13 protein-coding genes are annotated in these 18,714 nt (G+C 47.3%); 11 read left to right on the top strand and 2 right to left on the bottom strand.

The genetic code is table 11. From position 1 onward, the window contains the following. Window positions 1–144 precede the first annotated feature (144 nt). The 9 genes from pepN (at window position 145) to rmf (ending at window position 15,169) form a co-directional block, all read left to right on the top strand. Window positions 145–2,754, top strand: coding sequence for an aminopeptidase N (pepN, locus tag BZG81_RS10180; RefSeq protein WP_077677288.1), 2,610 nt, complete (start codon window positions 145–147; stop codon window positions 2,752–2,754). 107 nt (window positions 2,755–2,861) lie between these two features. Beyond that, window positions 2,862–3,080 carry a DUF2835 domain-containing protein gene (locus tag BZG81_RS10175; RefSeq protein WP_077677287.1) on the top strand — a complete coding sequence of 73 codons (219 nt, stop codon included), beginning with the start codon at window positions 2,862–2,864 and terminating at the stop codon, window positions 3,078–3,080. 205 nt (window positions 3,081–3,285) lie between these two features. Next, window positions 3,286–8,106, top strand: a complete 4,821-nt coding sequence (locus BZG81_RS10170) for an NAD-glutamate dehydrogenase (RefSeq protein ID WP_077677286.1) — start codon at window positions 3,286–3,288, stop codon at window positions 8,104–8,106. Window positions 8,107–8,172: 66 nt separating this feature from the next. Continuing rightward, entirely contained in the window at window positions 8,173–9,186 is a 1,014-nt protein-coding gene (gene pyrD, locus BZG81_RS10165) for a quinone-dependent dihydroorotate dehydrogenase (RefSeq protein ID WP_077677285.1), read from the top strand. Between the two features lie 139 nt (window positions 9,187–9,325). After that, complete coding sequence (locus BZG81_RS10160) at window positions 9,326–9,880, top strand: cell division protein ZapC (protein ID WP_021023222.1); 555 nt, start codon at window positions 9,326–9,328, stop codon at window positions 9,878–9,880. A gap of 645 nt (window positions 9,881–10,525) precedes the next feature. Beyond that, the gene (rlmKL, locus tag BZG81_RS10155) at window positions 10,526–12,658 is read left to right on the top strand and encodes a bifunctional 23S rRNA (guanine(2069)-N(7))-methyltransferase RlmK/23S rRNA (guanine(2445)-N(2))-methyltransferase RlmL (protein ID WP_077677284.1); all 2,133 of its coding nucleotides are present in this window, start codon (window positions 10,526–10,528) and stop codon (window positions 12,656–12,658) included. Beyond that, the gene (locus BZG81_RS10150) at window positions 12,655–12,909 is read left to right on the top strand and encodes a glutaredoxin family protein (RefSeq protein WP_077677283.1); all 255 of its coding nucleotides are present in this window, start codon (window positions 12,655–12,657) and stop codon (window positions 12,907–12,909) included. The genes rlmKL and BZG81_RS10150 overlap by 4 nt, the downstream gene beginning before the upstream one ends. Continuing rightward, a complete protein-coding gene (gene uup, locus BZG81_RS10145) occupies window positions 12,896–14,818 on the top strand; it encodes an ATP-binding cassette ATPase Uup (protein WP_077677282.1) in 1,923 nt (640 codons plus the stop codon). Before BZG81_RS10150 ends, uup begins: the two co-directional genes overlap by 14 nt. 180 nt (window positions 14,819–14,998) lie before the next feature. Beyond that, entirely contained in the window at window positions 14,999–15,169 is a 171-nt protein-coding gene (rmf, locus tag BZG81_RS10140; RefSeq protein WP_077460554.1) for a ribosome modulation factor, read from the top strand. A gap of 240 nt (window positions 15,170–15,409) precedes the next feature. Here rmf and fabA read toward each other — a convergent pair whose 3' ends face one another. Together fabA and BZG81_RS10130 are read right to left on the bottom strand one after the other, a co-directional pair. Further along, window positions 15,410–15,925 carry a bifunctional 3-hydroxydecanoyl-ACP dehydratase/trans-2-decenoyl-ACP isomerase gene (gene fabA, locus BZG81_RS10135; protein ID WP_077460553.1) on the bottom strand — a complete coding sequence of 172 codons (516 nt, stop codon included), beginning with the start codon at window positions 15,923–15,925 and terminating at the stop codon, window positions 15,410–15,412. Window positions 15,926–15,993: 68 nt separating this feature from the next. Next, the gene (locus BZG81_RS10130; protein ID WP_077677281.1) at window positions 15,994–17,649 is read right to left on the bottom strand and encodes an AAA family ATPase; all 1,656 of its coding nucleotides are present in this window, start codon (window positions 17,647–17,649) and stop codon (window positions 15,994–15,996) included. A 187-nt stretch (window positions 17,650–17,836) separates the two neighbouring features. Here BZG81_RS10130 and matP point away from each other — a divergent pair, with 187 nt between their 5' ends. Continuing rightward, entirely contained in the window at window positions 17,837–18,286 is a 450-nt protein-coding gene (gene matP / locus BZG81_RS10125; RefSeq protein WP_077460551.1) for a macrodomain Ter protein MatP, read from the top strand. Between the two features lie 29 nt (window positions 18,287–18,315). After that, window positions 18,316–18,606, top strand: a complete 291-nt coding sequence (locus BZG81_RS10120) for a DUF3634 family protein (protein ID WP_021023215.1) — start codon at window positions 18,316–18,318, stop codon at window positions 18,604–18,606. Window positions 18,607–18,714: the final 108 nt, after the last annotated feature.

Genomic DNA, 18,714 nt, shown 5'->3' with positions numbered 1-18,714 from the left:
AATGTAAACGCAAACATTTGATAACAAACTGTTAAACCTATAGTCATCTTTGCTCAGCCGCGGTATGGTATGGCATGCACATCGTCCTAAAGGCGAATGAATACAATTCGTTGGCTGAGGTACACCCGATAAAAAGGAAATAACATGTCTCAACAACCTACCGCCAAATACCGTGATGACTACCGCGCACCGGACTTTACTATCACGGATATCAATCTTGAGTTCGATCTTGATCCGAATAAGACCCTGGTGACAGCAGTCAGTCAGGTAAAACGTCTTAATGAGCGCGTGACGGATCTCGTACTCGATGGTGATGATCTGACTCTGGTGCGCCTGGATATTAATGGTGACACCTGGACGGCATACAGCGAAGAAGCGGGTAAATTGATTATTCGCGATGTCCCCGCCGCCTTTACTTTGATCATTCAAACCCAGCTAGATCCGGAGAATAACTCTGCGTTAGAAGGGTTATACATTTCTGGCGGTGCGTATTGTACCCAGTGTGAAGCAGAAGGCTTCCGTCGTATCACCTACTACTTAGACCGTCCTGATGTACTRGCGCGATTTACCACCAAAGTGATTGCGGATAAAGCGACGTACCCTTATTTGCTTAGTAACGGTAATAAAATGGCGGCGGGTGATCTTGATGACGGCCGTCACTGGGTTGAATGGCACGATCCCCATGCCAAACCAAGCTATCTATTCGCCTTGGTGGGCGGTGATTTTGATGTCTTGCGAGACACGTTTGAAACGCGCTCAGGGCGCAATGTCGTGTTAGAAATATTCGTCGATAAAGGCAATTTAGATCGTGCCGACCACGCCATGGTGTCACTGAAAAACGCCATGAAGTGGGACGAAGAGCGATTTGACTTAGAATACGATCTCGATATCTACATGATTGTTGCCGTCGACTTTTTCAATATGGGCGCGATGGAGAACAAAGGCCTAAATATCTTTAACTCCAAGTATGTGCTTGCCAATGCAGAGACGGCAACCGATACCGATTACCTGGGTATTGAAGCGGTGATTGGCCACGAATACTTCCACAATTGGACAGGCAACCGTGTTACCTGTCGGGATTGGTTTCAACTTAGCCTCAAAGAAGGGTTAACGGTTTTCCGTGATCAAGAGTTCTCTTCTGACTTGGGGTCGCGCTCCGTCAACCGCATCAGCAATGCACGTATCGTGCGTGGCCCGCAATTTGCTGAAGATGCAAGCCCTATGTCTCATCCAATCCGCCCTGAAAAGGTGATTGAGATGAATAACTTCTATACCCTAACTGTGTACGAAAAGGGTAGTGAAGTCATTCGTATGATGCATACCATTCTCGGTGAATCTGCTTTCCAAAAAGGGATGAAGCTGTATTTTGAACGCCATGATGGTACCGCATCGACCTGTGATGATTTCGTCCAAGCGATGGAAGAGGCATCAGGCATTGATCTTACCCAGTTCCGTCTGTGGTATAGCCAGTCAGGTACACCGGTGCTGACCGTTTCATCCACCTATGATGCGGCTACCAAGCAACTGGCGCTGCATGTGGCACAGCACACGCCGGCGACGGCTGATCAGCAAGAAAAGCAGCCGCTGTATATTCCGCTCGATATCGAAATGTACCGTCAAGATGGCAGTGTGATTGAGTTACAGCGTCACGGAGAGTCGGTTTCTAACGTATTGGCGGTCACACAAGCAGAGCAAACCTATCTGTTTGATCATATCGATGAGCAACCGGTCCTATCGCTACTACGCGAATTCTCAGCACCGGTTAAACTTGAATATGATTATCAGGACGATGAGTTGGCGTTCTTATTGCAGCACGCTCGGAATGACTTTGCGCGCTGGGATGCGGGCCAAAGCTTACTGGCTAAGCATATCAAAGCGAATGTAGCGCGTGTGCAAGATGACCAACCGATCGATGTGCCCTTATCCGTAGTTGATGCCTTCCGTGGTGTGTTGCTGAGTGACAATACCGATCCTGCCTTGATTGCTGAAGTGCTCAATTTACCTTCAGAGACAGAGGTAGCAGGTTGGTTTGAAACGGTCGACGTGGATGCTATTCACCAAGTGATGGCAGCGTTTAAACAGCAGTTTGCTGATCATATGGTGGATGAGCTTGCCGCTGTGTATCGTCAGTATGCACAAACGGATTATCAAATCACACACAAAGCGATGGGTGAGCGTGCCTTGCGTAATGCCTGTTTGAGTTACTTGGCCCATACAGAAAATGGCAATGGCTATGTTGAGCAGCATTATCAAGAAGCGCACAATATGACAGATACCATGGCAGCCCTGAGCGCAGCAAACAGTGCACAATTGCCTTGCCGAGAGCCGCTGATGAAAGGCTTCAGTGATCAGTGGCAGCATGATGGGTTGGTGATGGATAAATGGTTTATGCTGCAAGGCGCCAATCCAGCCGATAATGCGTTAGAGCAAGTAAAAGCGCAAATGTCGCACCCAGCATTTACGTTGAAAAACCCTAACCGTATACGGAGTTTAATTGGCGCATTTTGTAATCGTAACCCGGCACGTTTTCATGCTAAAGATGGTGCAGGGTATCGATTCTTAAAAGAGATCTTGGTGACGTTAAACCAGTCTAACCCGCAAGTGGCGTCGCGCTTGATTGATCCGCTATTGAAACTGGCGTACTACGACTCAGCGCGTCAACAGCAAATGCGTAATGTACTGCAAGAGCTCGCCGATATGGATAACTTGGCGAACGATTTGTATGAAAAAGTGGAAAAAACACTTGAGCAGTAACCAATAAGTTGGGATAAAATCAAGACGTACGACAAGTGAACCTCAAAAGCCGCCTGGTTGGGCGGCTTTTTAACGAATAAACTTATGAGCGGATTAAAAAGTGAACCATGGAGTACTTTTTTAGCGTCTATATTGCCTATTCTGAGTATCAGCATTACTACAGTGGTGCAGCAGCGAATGTGGTTGTGACCACGGACCAAGGGCTGCGCTTACAAATCCCGGCGTCTCGCTTTCGACCTTTTCTTTCACAGCTTGGCATTAGGGGGCGTTTTAAACTGACGACGGACGCGCACCACCGCTTTCAATYGTTAATGCGCGTTGCTTAATAGGCGTTGGTTAAAGCCTCATCCAATCTCTAATTAAATAGCCACACCAGTCACATTCWCGCGAAAATCGCGTAAATCCAGCCGTTTATCTATAACGTTTTTGCTATCCAAGCCTTACACTAGACAGTGCGTTTGTTAACGCAATGTTTACCTCTGATGACGACTCACAATGATAATGTTCTAAAAAGGACAACGGAGTGCCAGAATGACCTCGCGTGACCCTATAGTACCAGTGTTACTTGAGAAGGTTTATCAACTCATCGCTGATAAACTCGATGATCCTCAACAACCACTTGTCGATGCGTTAGCCAAAAGGATATTGGGTCAAGTATCTGATGACGATTTGCAGGAACGCAATGAGTCAGATCTTTATGGTGCAGTAATGAGCTTATGGCACCATCTCAACACGTTTGAACAAGATAAAGTCTTTGTTAAAGTTTTTAACCCGAGCCTGAGCGGAAATGGATGGCAATCAACCCATACGATTGTTGAAATCCTCGCTCCAGATGCCCCCTTCCTTGTCGATTCTGTGCGTATGGCCCTTAATCGCTTAGGTATCACAACGCACTTGATGCTGAATAGCCCGATCAAAGCGCGCAAGAATGAGCAGGGAGATGTGGTCGGCATTGGCAGTGAGGACGGCCAATTCCAAAGCACGTTCCATATTGAAATCGACAAGATGTCAGATGACTCAGAGATGGCAGCACTTGAATCTGAGCTCTCTGAAACCTTGACCGATGTCGTAATGGTGGTGAACGACTGGAAGCCAATGCGCGCGCAAATGCTTGAGCTATTAGCATCATTAAAAGACACCCAATTACCGATTGATGATGAGCGCCGCCAAGAAGCTGTCGAGTTCCTAAGTTGGATCACGGACAATAACTTTACCTTTATGGGCTACAAGTGCTTTGACCTGGTTCCGGTTGAAGGCGATTACGAGCTTCGCGCAAGCAGTGACTGTGACGCACTAGGTTTAGCTAAAAAGCACAAATCCCCCCAGGCTCTGCGTTTATCCGAAATGCCTGAGTCAGCCCGAGCAGAAGCGCTGAAAAAAGAGCTGTTAGTGCTTACCAAAAGTAATGCGAAATCTCGGGTTCACCGTCCGGCTTATGTCGATTATATCGGGATCAAAAAGTTTGATAGCAACGGTAATGTGATCGGCGAGCACCGGTTTACTGGGCTCTATGCATCGTCTGCTTATAACCAGTCGACCGCTAGCATTCCGGTGCTGCGTAATAAAGTACGCCGTATCCTTGATAACAGCGGTTTTTATCGCGAATCACACGCGTGGAAAGCGCTGGCTAATATCCTAGAAAACTACCCGCGTGATGAACTGTTCCAAGCGACAGAAGACGAAATGCGCAATGTGGGAATGGGCGTGGTACAAATGCAAGACCGCGACATGCTCCGTGTATTTGTGCGTCGTGATCCGTTTGGTCGTTTTTTCTCGTGCATGGTGTATATCACCCGAGAGCGCTATAACACCGAGTTCCGTCGTCAAACCCAGCGTATTTTTCAGCAATACTTTGGATCAGATCAGACGGTTGAATTTACCACTTTTTTCTCGGAAAGCCCGCTGGCGCGGACGCATTATATTGTCCGAGTGGAAAATAATAACTTCGATATTGATGTGAAAAAAATCGAACAAAACCTCACAGAGGCAGCATCATCGTGGGATGATCGTTTACAAGAAGCCGTGATTGCTAATTTTGGTGAAAATCGTGGCACACCGATCGCGAAACGGTACTTGCGCGCATTTCCGCGTTCTTACAAAGAAGCGATGTTACCAGGGTCAGCAGTGGCGGATATTGAGCGCCTAGAAGGGCTCAGTGATGACAATAAACTCGATATGTTGCTCTACAGGCCGCAAGAAGTTAGCCATCAATCTAATGCCATTAGCCTAAAGCTTTTCCAAAAGGGGGAGCCGATCCATTTATCGGATGTGATGCCGATGCTAGAAAATCTAGGGCTGCGTGTGATCGGCGAATCGCCGTATGAGGTTGAAACCAGCCAGGGGGATGTGTATTGGATTCTCGACTTCTCTATGTTGCACAGTGCGGGAGCAGCGTTTGATCTTGGTAATGCGCGCGATCGTTTCCAACATGCATTTGCCGACATTTGGCATGGCCGCTTGGATAATGACGGCTTTAACCGCTTGGTATTAAACGCGGGGTTATCCGGACGAGAAGTTACGATTCTACGCGCCTATGCTCGGTATATGCGCCAGATTGGCTTTCCTTTCAGTCAGGCGTATATCGAGGATACATTAGCTTCGCACCCACATCTTGCTGGGTTCTTGGTCAGGTTGTTTAATCGACGCTTTGACCCTGCGGGTAAGCAAAACAAGCGAGAACGAGATGCGATTATTCACGAGATTGAAGAGGCACTCGACAATGTTGAAAGTTTGGATGATGACCGTATTATTCGTCGATACATGGAAATCATGCTCGCGACCATGCGCACAAACTTTTTCCAGAAAGATCCGGACAATGGCCAAGACAAACCCTATCTATCGCTAAAACTGCAAGCATCGAATATTCCGGATATGCCTAAGCCGGTTCCCGCGTTTGAGATCTTTGTTTACTCCCCCGATGTAGAAGGGGTGCACTTACGCGGTGGTAAAGTCGCGCGTGGTGGACTTCGTTGGTCCGATCGCCAAGAAGACTTCCGTACCGAAGTCTTAGGCTTGGTGAAAGCGCAGCAGGTCAAAAACACCGTGATTGTGCCAGTCGGGGCGAAAGGGGGCTTTGTCTGCAAGCGTCAACATCAGTTAACTGAGCGGGATGCGATCATTGCTGAGGGTAAGCGATGCTATCGAATCTTTATCCAAGGGTTACTTGATATTACCGATAACATTGTCGAAGGCACCTTGACGCCGCCTGACCATGTGATCCGTCATGACGACGATGACGCCTATTTAGTCGTCGCGGCAGATAAGGGAACGGCAACTTTCTCTGATTTAGCGAACAGTGTCTCAGCGCAATATAACTTTTGGCTGGGAGATGCTTTTGCGTCCGGTGGCTCGAATGGGTATGACCACAAAAAAATGGGGATTACGGCCGCAGGTGCTTGGGAATCGGTAAAACGCCACTTCCGTGAAATTGATATTAACTGTCAAACCACGGACTTTACCTGTGTCGGCATTGGCGATATGGGCGGCGATGTGTTTGGTAATGGCATGCTGCTTTCCAAGCATATTCGCTTAGTCGCAGCGTTTAACCACATGCATATCTTTATTGATCCCGATCCAGATGCCGCGAAAAGCTGGGAAGAGCGCCAACGTCTCTTCAATTTGCCGCGGTCAACTTGGGAAGACTACGATACTCAGTTGATAGCCAAAGGTGGGGGGGTGTTTTCTCGCCGTGCGAAATCAATCACCTTAACGCCGGAGATACAAAAGCTGCTCGGCACCCGTAAGCAGACGATGGCGCCTAACGATCTGATTAAACAGATCGTAAAAGCCAAGGTTGATCTGCTTTGGAATGGCGGTATCGGCACCTATGTTAAGTCATCGAGCGAAACCCATACCTCGGTAGGTGACCGTGCTAATGATGGTTTGCGTGTCAACGGCAATGAAGTGGGTGCTCGTATCATTGGTGAGGGCGGTAACCTTGGCATGACCCAATTAGGGCGAATTGAGTATGCGCTTAACGGCGGTCGAGTGAATACCGACTTTATTGATAATGTCGGTGGTGTCGATTGCTCGGATAACGAGGTCAACATCAAGATCCTGCTTAATGGGCTGGTGGCGGCCGGTGATCTGACCATGAAAAAGCGCAATGAGTTGCTGGAGCGAATGGAAGACGAAGTGTCTGACATCGTGCTCGAGGATGCTTATAGTCAAAGTGAGTCGATCTCTGTCACCCATAACCAGCAGGCCGCTTTGTTAAAAGAGCAGATTCGGTTTATTCACTATTTAGAGAAAGAGGGTAAGCTCGATCGGGCGCTTGAATATCTGCCAGACGATGAAACCTTGTCTGAACGTAACTTGCGTGGCACCGGTTTAACGCGCCCAGAAATTGCTGTATTGGTTGCCTACGGCAAAATGGTTCTCAAAGAGCAGCTGGTTGTTGATGATGTCACGCAAGATTCTCACTTCGGACAGCTACTCCCTAGTTACTTCCCTAAAGAGTTACAACGTCACTATAGAGGCGAGATGGAATCTCATCCACTGCGTGGTGAGATCATTGCCACCGCACTGGCGAATCAAATGTCGAATGACATGGGTTTTAACTTTGTGACCCGCATGCAAGATGAGACCGGCGCCAGTGTGAGTGATATTGCTAAGTCTTATGCCATTGCCAGAGAGGTGTTTGGTTTTGAGCAGCTATTTGATGATGTGCGCGAGCTCGATAATCATGTGAGCGCCAAAGTGCAGTATGACATCATATTCCGCTGTCGCCGAATGTTACGCCGTGCAACCCGTTGGATGTTACGTAACAAACGCAAAGGAGAGAGTATTGAGGCTCAAGTTGGCTTTTATCGTCCCGCATTGCAAAACTTGGTGGATCACCTCGATCAGTATTTGGTTGAGGGTGAGATCACCGAGCATGATCAACAAGCGGAGGCATTGATAAAAGCGGGTGTACCTTATGCGCTTGCGAACAAGGTTTGTCGCCTGACGAGCGTGTTCTCGGGATTAGATCTTGCCCAAGTGTCAGAACAACTCGACAAGCCATTCGAGCTAGTGGCGCGCTTGTACTATGTACTGGGTGATCGTTTATCACTGCACTGGTTCTTGAAGCAAATCAATAACCAGCCGGTTGATAACCACTGGCAAGCGCTTGCCCGCGCCTCGTTCCGTGAAGATCTTGACTGGCAACAGCGCTTATTGACCGCTCGCATCGTTTCAGAGATGGATTCACAACACGATGCCGAGACAGGGTTAACGCAGTGGATGGATGATCATGCTGTAATCCTGAGCCGTTGGCAAAGCATTGTCGATGAGTTCAAAGTCGGTTCTATGCATGAGTTTGCCAAGTTCTCTGTCGCGCTGCGTGAATTGTCGTTACTAAATTTAAATTGAATTAGTGCGCCAATAACGCAATAATCTAGCCCCGTTTATAACGGGGCTTTTTTATTAGGAGGGATAATGCTATACCGCCTCGCCAGACCGGCTATCTTTCAGTTAGATCCAGAAAAAGCACACGACTTAACCATCAAAACGCTTTCCCGTTTCCATCACACACCGCTTCGCTTTTTATACTCTCAGCATCTTCCTCCTCGCCCAGTGACTGTCATGGGACTGCATTTTACCAATCCAGTAGGCTTAGCCGCAGGGTTAGATAAAAATGGTGAGTGTATAGAAGCGTTTGGCGCCATGGGGTTTGGCTTTGTGGAAGTGGGGACGGTTACCCCACGCGCCCAACCAGGTAATGATAAACCGCGCCTCTTTCGCCTTAAAGCGGCGGAAGGAATTATTAACCGAATGGGGTTTAACAATCATGGTGTTGAGGCCCTGATTGAAAACGTGAAACAGGCGAAAAATTTTACGGGTGTGCTCGGTATTAATATCGGTAAAAATAAAGATACACCCATTGAGCAGGGCACCGATGACTACATTGCCTGCATGAAAAAAGTATATCCGTATGCTGATTATATTGCGGTTAACATTTCCTCACCGAACACTCCCGGGTTACGAAGTTTGCAATATGGCAACATATTTGACGAGTTGCTCAGTGCGTTAAAAAAGGAACAAGGTCAATTAGCCGAAACACACGGCAAATATGTCCCCCTTGCAGTGAAGATTGCACCTGATTTAAGTTGTGATGAGATCCAACACGTCGCTGATAGTTTGGTTCGCCATAACATTGATGGCGTGATTGCGACCAATACGACGTTAGAGCGTTCGCTGGTGGATGGGATGCCGCACTACCGTGAAGCTGGTGGATTAAGTGGCCGGCCGGTACAGTTGAAAAGTACGGAAGTGATTCGTCAACTTCATCGCGCACTCAATGGAGCAATGCCGATCATTGGCGTTGGCGGTATTGACTCAGTGACAGCGGCACGTGAAAAGTTGGAGGCTGGAGCTGATTTAGTGCAACTCTATTCAGGACTTATTTATCAAGGTCCAGGCTTAGTGAAGCAAATCGTTCGTCATATTTAATTTAAAAAATAAAGTCTTAAGGCGAAAAGGGGGAGGGTTTCTTCCCCTTTTTTTTTGCCCTCAACCCATTACACTTCAGTCAATGGCAGTCTTGATATCGCCAGACCCCCAGTTTTTGAGTCTTCGCGGGAGCTGAAGTATGTTAAAACCTAACAATGCATGGAGATGGTATTTCGATGATGCATCGACATCACTGATGCTCGATTTGGGTGATGACATGGTTTTTCGCGTGGCGATCAATGCCAAACATCTCATCCCTGATGCGTTCTCGACATCCCCATTTTCAGTTGAGGACGCATCGCTTTTTCAGTATCTGACAGATCCTCTGTCATTACTGTCACTGTCCGGGCCGCGCCGGGCAGAGCTTGCTTTGAACGCAGTGGCAGCCCATCGCTTCCACAAACCTGTGCTACCCAAAAGTTGGTTTTTTGAGACGCAACAAGAAACGATCGCCGCACCCGAGTGGGGGCAGATTGTCGAACTCACGAGCCAAACCGGGGACAGGGCGCCATTTATTATTATAGAAAACGCCGGTTCAGCCTCGCTATGCATGCTCGCTCGCGAAGCCGATTTTGAACTGAGCGCAAATAAAACCATGGCGTTTTGTGGTGCGATTAAAGTAATGAACGACCGGCTATCGCAATCTAAACACCAAACTAATAGCCAAAAAGGTCGCTTTGCGTTAGTGGGCTGAGTGGCTTTCACTCAGCTCACGTTTTCTTTTATCCAACCTTTCCCCTGATTTGACGTCACTATTCCCACTTCTTTTTGCGCGATTAATGTTTCTGATACCAAACAGGTGCGTCTAAAACCTGTGATCTCTCTTCACGTTTGAGCAAAAAACGTGCACCAATAATGTCTAAAATTGGGTATTTTCGTCGCGTTTTTATCCGCTTTAACGGCAAATCTTTACCGCTTTTTCCTGTTTTACAGCAATAATCCTTTCCTTAACCGCTAGCTGGTATATACCAGTTTTTAGAGGCTAACCTAATTCCTAGTGGGAAATAATCGAATTCTGCACGCCTATCAACCCRCCATAACTCGCCTCTCAAGGCAAAGTGAATGCTTACACGTTATATTTTCTAACGCTTCATGCTAGACGTGGCGCGCCTTGATTAGGTCGTGTTTCCACCAGGAAACGTAGTCAGTCAGGGTTTGCTGAGATAGGGTTCCTGAGGGAAACAATAATCATCGGTGATTGATTCTTTACAGAAACAGTGGGGTGGCGATTAATTCACCATTCAACGGAGATTGTTTCGCCTTGGGTCAACGGGGCGGGTCAGATTGATGTATAATCGGCGCCATTATGACAACCACGCCCAGAGGGTGTAGAGACTCAATGAAACACTATCTCGCTATAACCGCTCGAGGTCTCGAGCATTTGTTGGCTCAGGAGCTTGAACAGCTTGGTGCATCCAGCCTTAAGCAAGTCCATGCCGGTGTAAAATTTAAAGCCGACGATTCCACGCTTTATCAATGTTGTTTGTGGAGTCGGGTTGCATCCCGTTTTGTGCTGGTGCTGGGTGAGTTCGCGGTTCGCGATGATATGGATTTATACCTTGGCGCTACGGCGATTAATTGGCCGGATCATTTCCATTCCAGCCAGCGGATAGCGGTTGACTTTAACGGTACTAACCAAGAGATTCGCAATAGCCAATATGGTGCCCTAAAAGTCAAAGATGCGATTGTCGATAAATTTGAAAAAGCCAATCTGCCACGGCCAAGTATTGATCGTGAGCAACCAGACTTACGCATTCACATGCGCTTGTCGAAAGATAAAGGTGTGCTCGGTATTGATATGGTTGGCAGTGGTTTGCACCAACGAGGATATCGTACTCAGGCAGGGGCGGCTCCTTTACGCGAAACCCATGCAGCAGCGTTAGTGTTACGCAGTGGGTGGCAAAGCGGGCAACCTATGATGGACATCATGTGTGGTTCCGGAACGCTTCTGATTGAAGGGGCGATGATTGCCGCGAATGTCGCTCCTGGGCTTAAGCGCAAACGTTGGGGCTTTGAATCACTGCTTGGTTTTGATGACGAGGCTTTTAAAACGATCAAAGCAGAGGCGAGCGTTAAAGCTAAACGCGGGGTGAGCCAATGCCAAACGCGTTTTTATGGGACAGACAATGATGCACGTATGATTGAGACGGCCCGGGCAAACGCCCGACGCGCGGGTGTCGCAGAATTGATCGAATTTAATGTCGCAGATGCCACTGAGGTGGTCCCGCCAGAAGACTTCACCGGAGGGCATATTATCTCAAACCCCCCTTACGGTGAGCGTTTAGGCACGACGCCTGGACTGATTGCGTTGTACACGCAGCTAGGTGACCATCTTAAGCTCGCGTTTGCAGGTAACACTGTCTCTTTATATTCCGGCTCGGACGAGCTGCTTAGTTGTCTGCGGATGCGTGCCGATGACAAGTTTGCACTGCGCAATGGCGCCCTTGATTGCGTAATGAAAACGTATGCCATTACCGCACGTGGCGTGAAAGAGGCAGGAGATGCAGCCCCGACGGTTGACGTTGCTCCTGACTTTGCTAATCGGCTCCGTAAAAACATGACAAAATTGGATAAATGGGCGAAAAAAGAGGCCATCGAGTGTTATCGACTCTATGATGCTGACCTGCCGGATTACAAAGCCGCGATTGATCGCTATCGCGACTTTTTAGTGATCCAAGAATATGCGGCACCTAAGACGATCGCCCCAGAAAAGGCACGTCGGCGATTGCTGGATATGGTGCGTGCTGCCATTGCTGTCACAGGTGTTGATGCGAATAAAGTGGTGCTCAAAACGCGTGAGAAGCAAAAAGGGAATAATCAATACCAAAAGCTGTCAGGTGCCGCGCATACTATGACCGTACAGGAATACGGTGTAACACTTGAGGTTAATCTTTATGACTACCTCGATACCGGCTTGTTTCTCGATCATCGCTACACGCGTCGACTAATTGGCGAGAAAGCGGCTGGAAAAGATGTACTTAACCTGTTTGCTTATACGGGAAGTGCATCGGTACATGCAGCGGTCGGTGGTGCACGGTCAACGACCACCGTGGATATGTCGAAAACGTATCTTGCGTGGGCTGAGCGCAATATGAAGCTTAACGGAATGGTCGGGCGTCAGCATCAGTTTGAACAGGCCGACTGCTTGCAGTGGATAGAGCAATCGGACCAACAATTTGATCTTATTTTTGTTGATCCACCGACTTTCTCTAACTCGAAGCGGATGCAGACAACCTTTGACGTACAACGTGATCACATCGATTTACTATTGGCTCTCAAAGCACGGTTGCGCCCTGGAGGCGAAATTATTTTCTCTAATAACAAACGCCACTTTAAGATGGATCTTGAGCGATTGGCCGATGCCGGACTTAATGCAGAAAATATGAGTAAGCGTTCGATCCCAGAAGACTTTGCACGTAATCCCCATATTCACAATTGTTGGATTATTCAGCATCAGGACGTGGTTGCATGACACTCGTGTTATTCAGTACCGAAGGCTGTCATCTGTGTGAGCAAGCCTGGTCACTTTATCAATCACTCGGTTATCAAACGCCACTTGCAACCCTAGATATTGCCTTTGACGATACGCTCTTTGAGCGTTACGGCGTCACTATTCCGGTGATTGCAATTCGCAATCAAGCAGGAGAGGTGAGCGCAGAGTTAGGCTGGCCGTTTGATCACATACAACTACAAGCTTGGTTATCGCAACATGGCATTAATTAAAATTACCGCTGCGCAGTTAGCGTATGGCGACAATCCATTGTTAGACAAAACAGACTTCATTCTTCAGCCCGGAGAGCGTGTTTGTTTGGTTGGACGTAATGGCGCAGGCAAGTCTACGTTGATGAAGGTCATCGACGGACAAGTGCAACTTGATGATGGCACTATTCAAAGTCAATCCGAGCTTAAAGTCTCACGACTGGAGCAAGATCCACCTCGAGATAGCCCAGGTTCCGTGTTTGACTATGTCGCGGAAGGGCTTGCCGATGCGGGCGATAAGCTTAAGCAATACCATCAACTGATCGCAACGATCGAAACCGATCCTAGCGATCGAAACATCGCCGAGCTGGCAAAGGTACAAGAAGCGCTAGATCATGCCGATGCATGGCGCTTTGATAACCAAATTATGGTGGTTCTTGGTGCCCTTGGGCTGGATGGTAATACCGCGCTCAACGCGTTGTCAGGTGGCTGGCAGCGCAAGGCAGCATTAGCCCGGGCACTGGTTTGCGAGCCCGATGTATTGCTCCTCGACGAGCCGACTAACCATCTTGATGTATCGACCATTCTGTGGTTAGAGCAATTTTTGAAAGACTTTCGGGGCGCGATCGTATTTATCTCACACGATCGTTCGTTCATCGGCGCCATGGCAACACGCATTGTCGACTTAGATCGCGGTAAGCTGACATCCTGGCCGGGGAATTATCAAGCCTACCTTGATGGTAAAGAAGAGGCACTACGGGTTGAAGCTGAGCAAAACGCTGAGTTTGATAAAAAACTGGCCCAAGAAGAATCATGGATTCGTCAAGGTATTAAAGCACGTCGTACTCGTAATGAGGGAAGGGTGCGAGAACTGAAAGCGTTACGTCAAGAGCGCGCTAACCGCGTAGAGTTACAAGGTAACGCCAACTTGCAACTGGATGATGCAACGCGTTCAGGAAAAATTGTTTTTGAAGCTGAAAACGTGACATTCACTTATCAAGATGAACCGTTAATTAAACCGCTGAGCTTTACGGTGATGCGTGGTGATCGCATCGCGCTAATCGGCCCCAACGGATGCGGAAAAAGCACACTGCTAAAACTGATGCTAGAGACGCTGACGCCCGACAGTGGCTCTTTACATGTTGGCACCAAGCTGGATGTGGCCTACTTTGACCAATACCGCGAAAAACTCGATCCGGAAAAGACCGTGATTGATAACTTGGCGGGAGGAAAAACAGAAGTTGAAGTCGGTGGGCGTAAGCGCCACGTGATGGGGTATCTGCAAGATTTCTTATTCCATCCACGACGAGCACAAACCCCGGTAAAAGCCCTATCGGGAGGAGAGAAAAATCGCTTACTGTTAGCCAAACTGTTCCTCAAGCCTGCGAATCTCTTAGTGCTTGATGAGCCAACAAACGATTTGGACATTGAGACGTTAGAGCTGCTGGAAGACTTACTCTCTCAGTTCCAAGGAACCTTGTTGTTAGTCAGTCACGATCGACAGTTTGTTGATAATACGGTGACCCACAGTTGGATATTTGAAGGGGACGGCACGATCAATAAGTTTGTGGGTGGCTATCACGATGCGCAGCAACAACGTGAGCAATACCTCAAAGCGATTACCCCAAATGATAAAGGTACCCCATCAAACCGTCACGCTGATACGGAACAAAAGACGGCAAAACCGAAAAGTAAACCGCGGAAGCTTTCGTACAAATTACAGCGTGAATTGGAAGGTTTACCTGCGCAGCTTGAAGCATTAGAAAACGAAATTGAAGTCTTGCAATCAGAGATGAATGATCCTGATTTTTTCTCGAAAAGTCAGGAGATTACTCAGCCTAAACTTACCCGATTGGTAGAGGCGGAACACGAGCTTGAGCAAGCGTTTGAACGTTGGGAAGCCTTGGAGGCTATGCAACAAGAGAGTGAGTGACGGCGTCACTTTTTGGGGGAGATGACTCACAGTTTGTCTTTTACAGCAGCGATAGTGCTTGATTAAAAAATGTTCATGATCGAAGCTGTAGTTGATGCTTCATAAAAACGTCATGGACGGGAGCATTCTTGCGAATAGCAAGCGCAGCATTGAACAAGATGGAATGAAGAGGGCGACCCTATGAAAAGACAGAAGCGAGATCGTTTGGAACGCGCACAGTCAAAAGGCTTTCAAGCGGGAGTAAACGGTCGATCGTCTGAAATATGTCCTTACCAACAAACTGATGCAAGAAGCTACTGGCTTGGCGGATGGCGCGAAGGCAGAACAAGTAAATCAGAGATGATGAAGTAGTCCATTTCCGTAATATGTTTGGCCTTATCTTATGATAAGGCCTTTTTAATAGTCACCTAACGCACTATAACTTTATAAATATAATCTTATTTCATTAATTACCTATATAAAAATTCTAAAATCATTATCACGTTAACGTAGGTCTCGAAAGGGAAAGGGAAAGGGAAAGGGAAAGGGAAAATTAACGGGGGAGAACAAATAAAAGTAAAGCCGGCGAAGGCACCGGCTTTACTGAAACGCTTAGAATGCCGATGTGTCTTGGAATAGACCGACTTTTAAATCTTTAGCGACGTAAATCTCTTTATCATCGACAAAGACATGGCCATCACCAACACCCATTACCAGTTTGCGATTAATTACACGCTTCATATGAATCTCATAACGAACGCGTTTAGCAGTAGGGAGAACTTGGCCTGTGAATTTCACTTCGCCAACCCCGAGGGCTCGGCCTTTGCCTTCGCCACCGATCCAGCCTAAGAAAAAGCCAACTAGCTGCCACATCGCATCCAAACCCAGACAACCAGGCATAACAGGGTCACCAGGGAAATGACAATCGAAAAACCATAGATCGGGATTGATATCCAATTCAGCGACAATTATGCCTTTATCAAAGTCACCGCCTTGATCGGTAATGTTGGTGATACGGTCCATCATCAACATGTTAGGGGCAGGAAGCTGTGGACGTCCTGGACCAAAAAGCTCACCTTGGCTCGATGCGAGTAGATCATCGCGATTATAGGAATTTTGGCGTTTCATTATATCTAAACTGCTCCTTATTCAATTGCGAGCAGTTTAGCGTACACGTGTACGCCAAACAACTCGGATCAGTACTGGCCAAACCAGTTTTTTACGCGTTTAAACAAACTGTTGCAGCTTTGTTTTTCATCAGTATGAAAATGATTTATTCGATTAGATATTTTTCTTAGTAATGTCTCGTCTTCTTCTCCTGAGAATGGGAGACCCGTCACAAGAGGTAGAGCCTGCTCGACATCATCTACCGCCCAAATATGAAACTGTCCGGCTTTAATGGCTTCAACGACATCATTGCGTAAACAAAGGGATGATAGATTCGTTTTCGGCAACACCACACCTTGCTGGCCAGTTAATCCTCGGTGTGCGCAAACTTGATAGTATCCCTCAATTTTTTCGTTGATTCCGCCAACGGCCTGAACGCGGCCAAATTGATCGACGGCTCCCGTTATCGCAATGGCTTGATTAATCGGTTGTTGAGAAAGGGCGCTTACAAAAGCACACAGTTCGGCCAATGATGCACTGTCTCCATCGACCTCGCTATAAGATTGCTCAAACACAATGGATGCCGAATAAGGCAGGGGATCATCAAGATTTAGGGCCACGCTCACAAAGGCTTGCATAATCATCATTCCTTTGGCGTGAATATTGCCGGCTAATTCCGCTTTGCGCTCAACATCGGCAATATCACCGTCGCCAGAGTGAACCACACATGATATCCGAGCTGGCTCGCCGTAGCTCAATGGATGACCGGGCACCTCAATCACAGTGAGACCATTGATTTGACCAATATGTTCACCGCGAGTATCAATAAAAACTTGTCCTTTGTGTATGTCTTCAATGGCACGCTCTGGCAAATACGCAGCTCGCTGATAACGGCGCGTAATGGCCGCATCAATCGCATTGCCGTCTAATACCTCATCGACCGTCATCAGTGATTCAGCCAATAATTGATGATACCAAATAGGACAAAGTGGCATACGTAACTGATCTTCACTTTCTCGTGCACCCGCTTGGAGTAAACGCACCAGCGCGGAGTCGGAGACACTTAAAGCGGTCAGTGTGGTGACAATACCTTTTAACCAAGAAAAGTAGGGCGTGATATTACTTGCGTTGAGCTCAATGTCTTGTTCATACTCAGCATAAGCAGATAAGCCATCGTAAAGGTCAGGCTCGTTGGTTTCAAAATCGGCCAGCCACTGCCTATCGCCAACCAATACCAGTCGAACATCAAGGCTTTCATCGGGTAATTCGGTTATTTGATCGGGACGCGCTGTTTGCCAAGCCAGATTACCTGTCGACAAAAATTGCTTCAGACGCACCCAAACACGAGGTTGTTGCAAAATATCGGCAACTTTTAAAATTAAAACGCCACCGTTGGCTTGATGAAGTAAGCCCGATTTTTTTTGTGACGCTGTCACATTTTTATTATTATCATAAGCAAACCCGAATAGCGTCGACTCTGTAACGGCCTCACCAATTAAAACAGGCGAACTCGGGCATTTTGCGACTAGCTCATCCCGATATGCATTAAGATAGTGTGGAAGATCAGCAGACATGACGGTCAGGCAACGTGTCGGGCACGAAGATGACATCAACCACTGCAGAGCCTGGGTTAAACGTGACTGTAGCGACAGTAGCGTGGCGGCCTCTAAATACTCAAACTGTGCGATGTCTGGGGAAAACTGAGAATAATGTGGTTTGGCATCACGCCAATCAACTTCATGCATGTCTATGATTACTGACTAAGATTAGAATGGTTAAAGCATAAAGGATAACACACTACGGTAATAAAATGGCGCCATAACGAAGGGATAAATAACCAACGGGTAGGGTGCGTATCTAGGTGTGTGATAATTGAACAGGCAGCGAGTTAGTGTTACGCTGTCACTCATTGGCGTGACTGAAGCTTGGCATATGAAATATCAACAACTCGAAAACCTTGAAGCAGGCTGGAAATGGGCCTATTTGGTAAAAAAATGGAAAGATGGTGACGCTGTCACAAAATACATCGACGCAGACGAGGCAAATACTGCCGTTAATGCGTTGCTGGCCCTTGAGCATGAACCCACGCGAGTTGAACAGTGGATTGACAAGCACATGGCGCCATCATTAGATAAAAAACTCAAACAAGCCATTCGTGCCAAGCGAAAACGCCACTTTAATGCTGAGCAAGAGCAAACGCGTAAAAAGTCGATCGATTTAGACTATCGCGTATGGGAAAAGCTGTCGCAAAAGGCCCATGAGCTTGATGCGACATTGTCTGACACGATTGAATATTTGTTGTCTGAGGCTAACCGCTCAGAAAGTGCCAATAAGCAAGTGGATACGCTAAAGCAAGATCTTAGCAACTTGCTGGATATGTAAAACCTTTTATCAATAAGTGAGCATGCAGTATGGGCTACTTTTTACTGATTTCTTTTGCCATATTTCTCGCATTTATGTTGATCGACCGGCCATTGCTGGTGATAGCGTTTAAGGATGGCCAATTAGTGCGTCATAAAGGCAAAGTACCGAAAGGTTTTTTACATGATTGCCAAGATATCGCTAAACGTCATCCGTTTACGGGGACAGTAAAGGTATATAGCAATCGGTTTAAGCCCGCAAAAGTCGTGCTGTCGCGCAGTATTGATCATCGTACTCAGCAACGAATTAAAAATGTGTTCCCGCATCAGTCATTTAAATAATCACAATGCACACATTGAGCATCGAGGCGATACTGCGTGAATGGCTCAAACCAGACATGACTAAATGACTCATTTACACTCCCAATATCAGTGCGCATTATATAGATT

The organism is Salinivibrio sp. MA607, from assembly GCF_001996245.1.
GTDB classification, from domain to species: domain Bacteria; phylum Pseudomonadota; class Gammaproteobacteria; order Enterobacterales; family Vibrionaceae; genus Salinivibrio; species Salinivibrio costicola.
The sequence above is the reverse complement of the archived record's forward strand: the minus strand, read 5'-3'. Positions and strand labels throughout refer to the sequence as shown.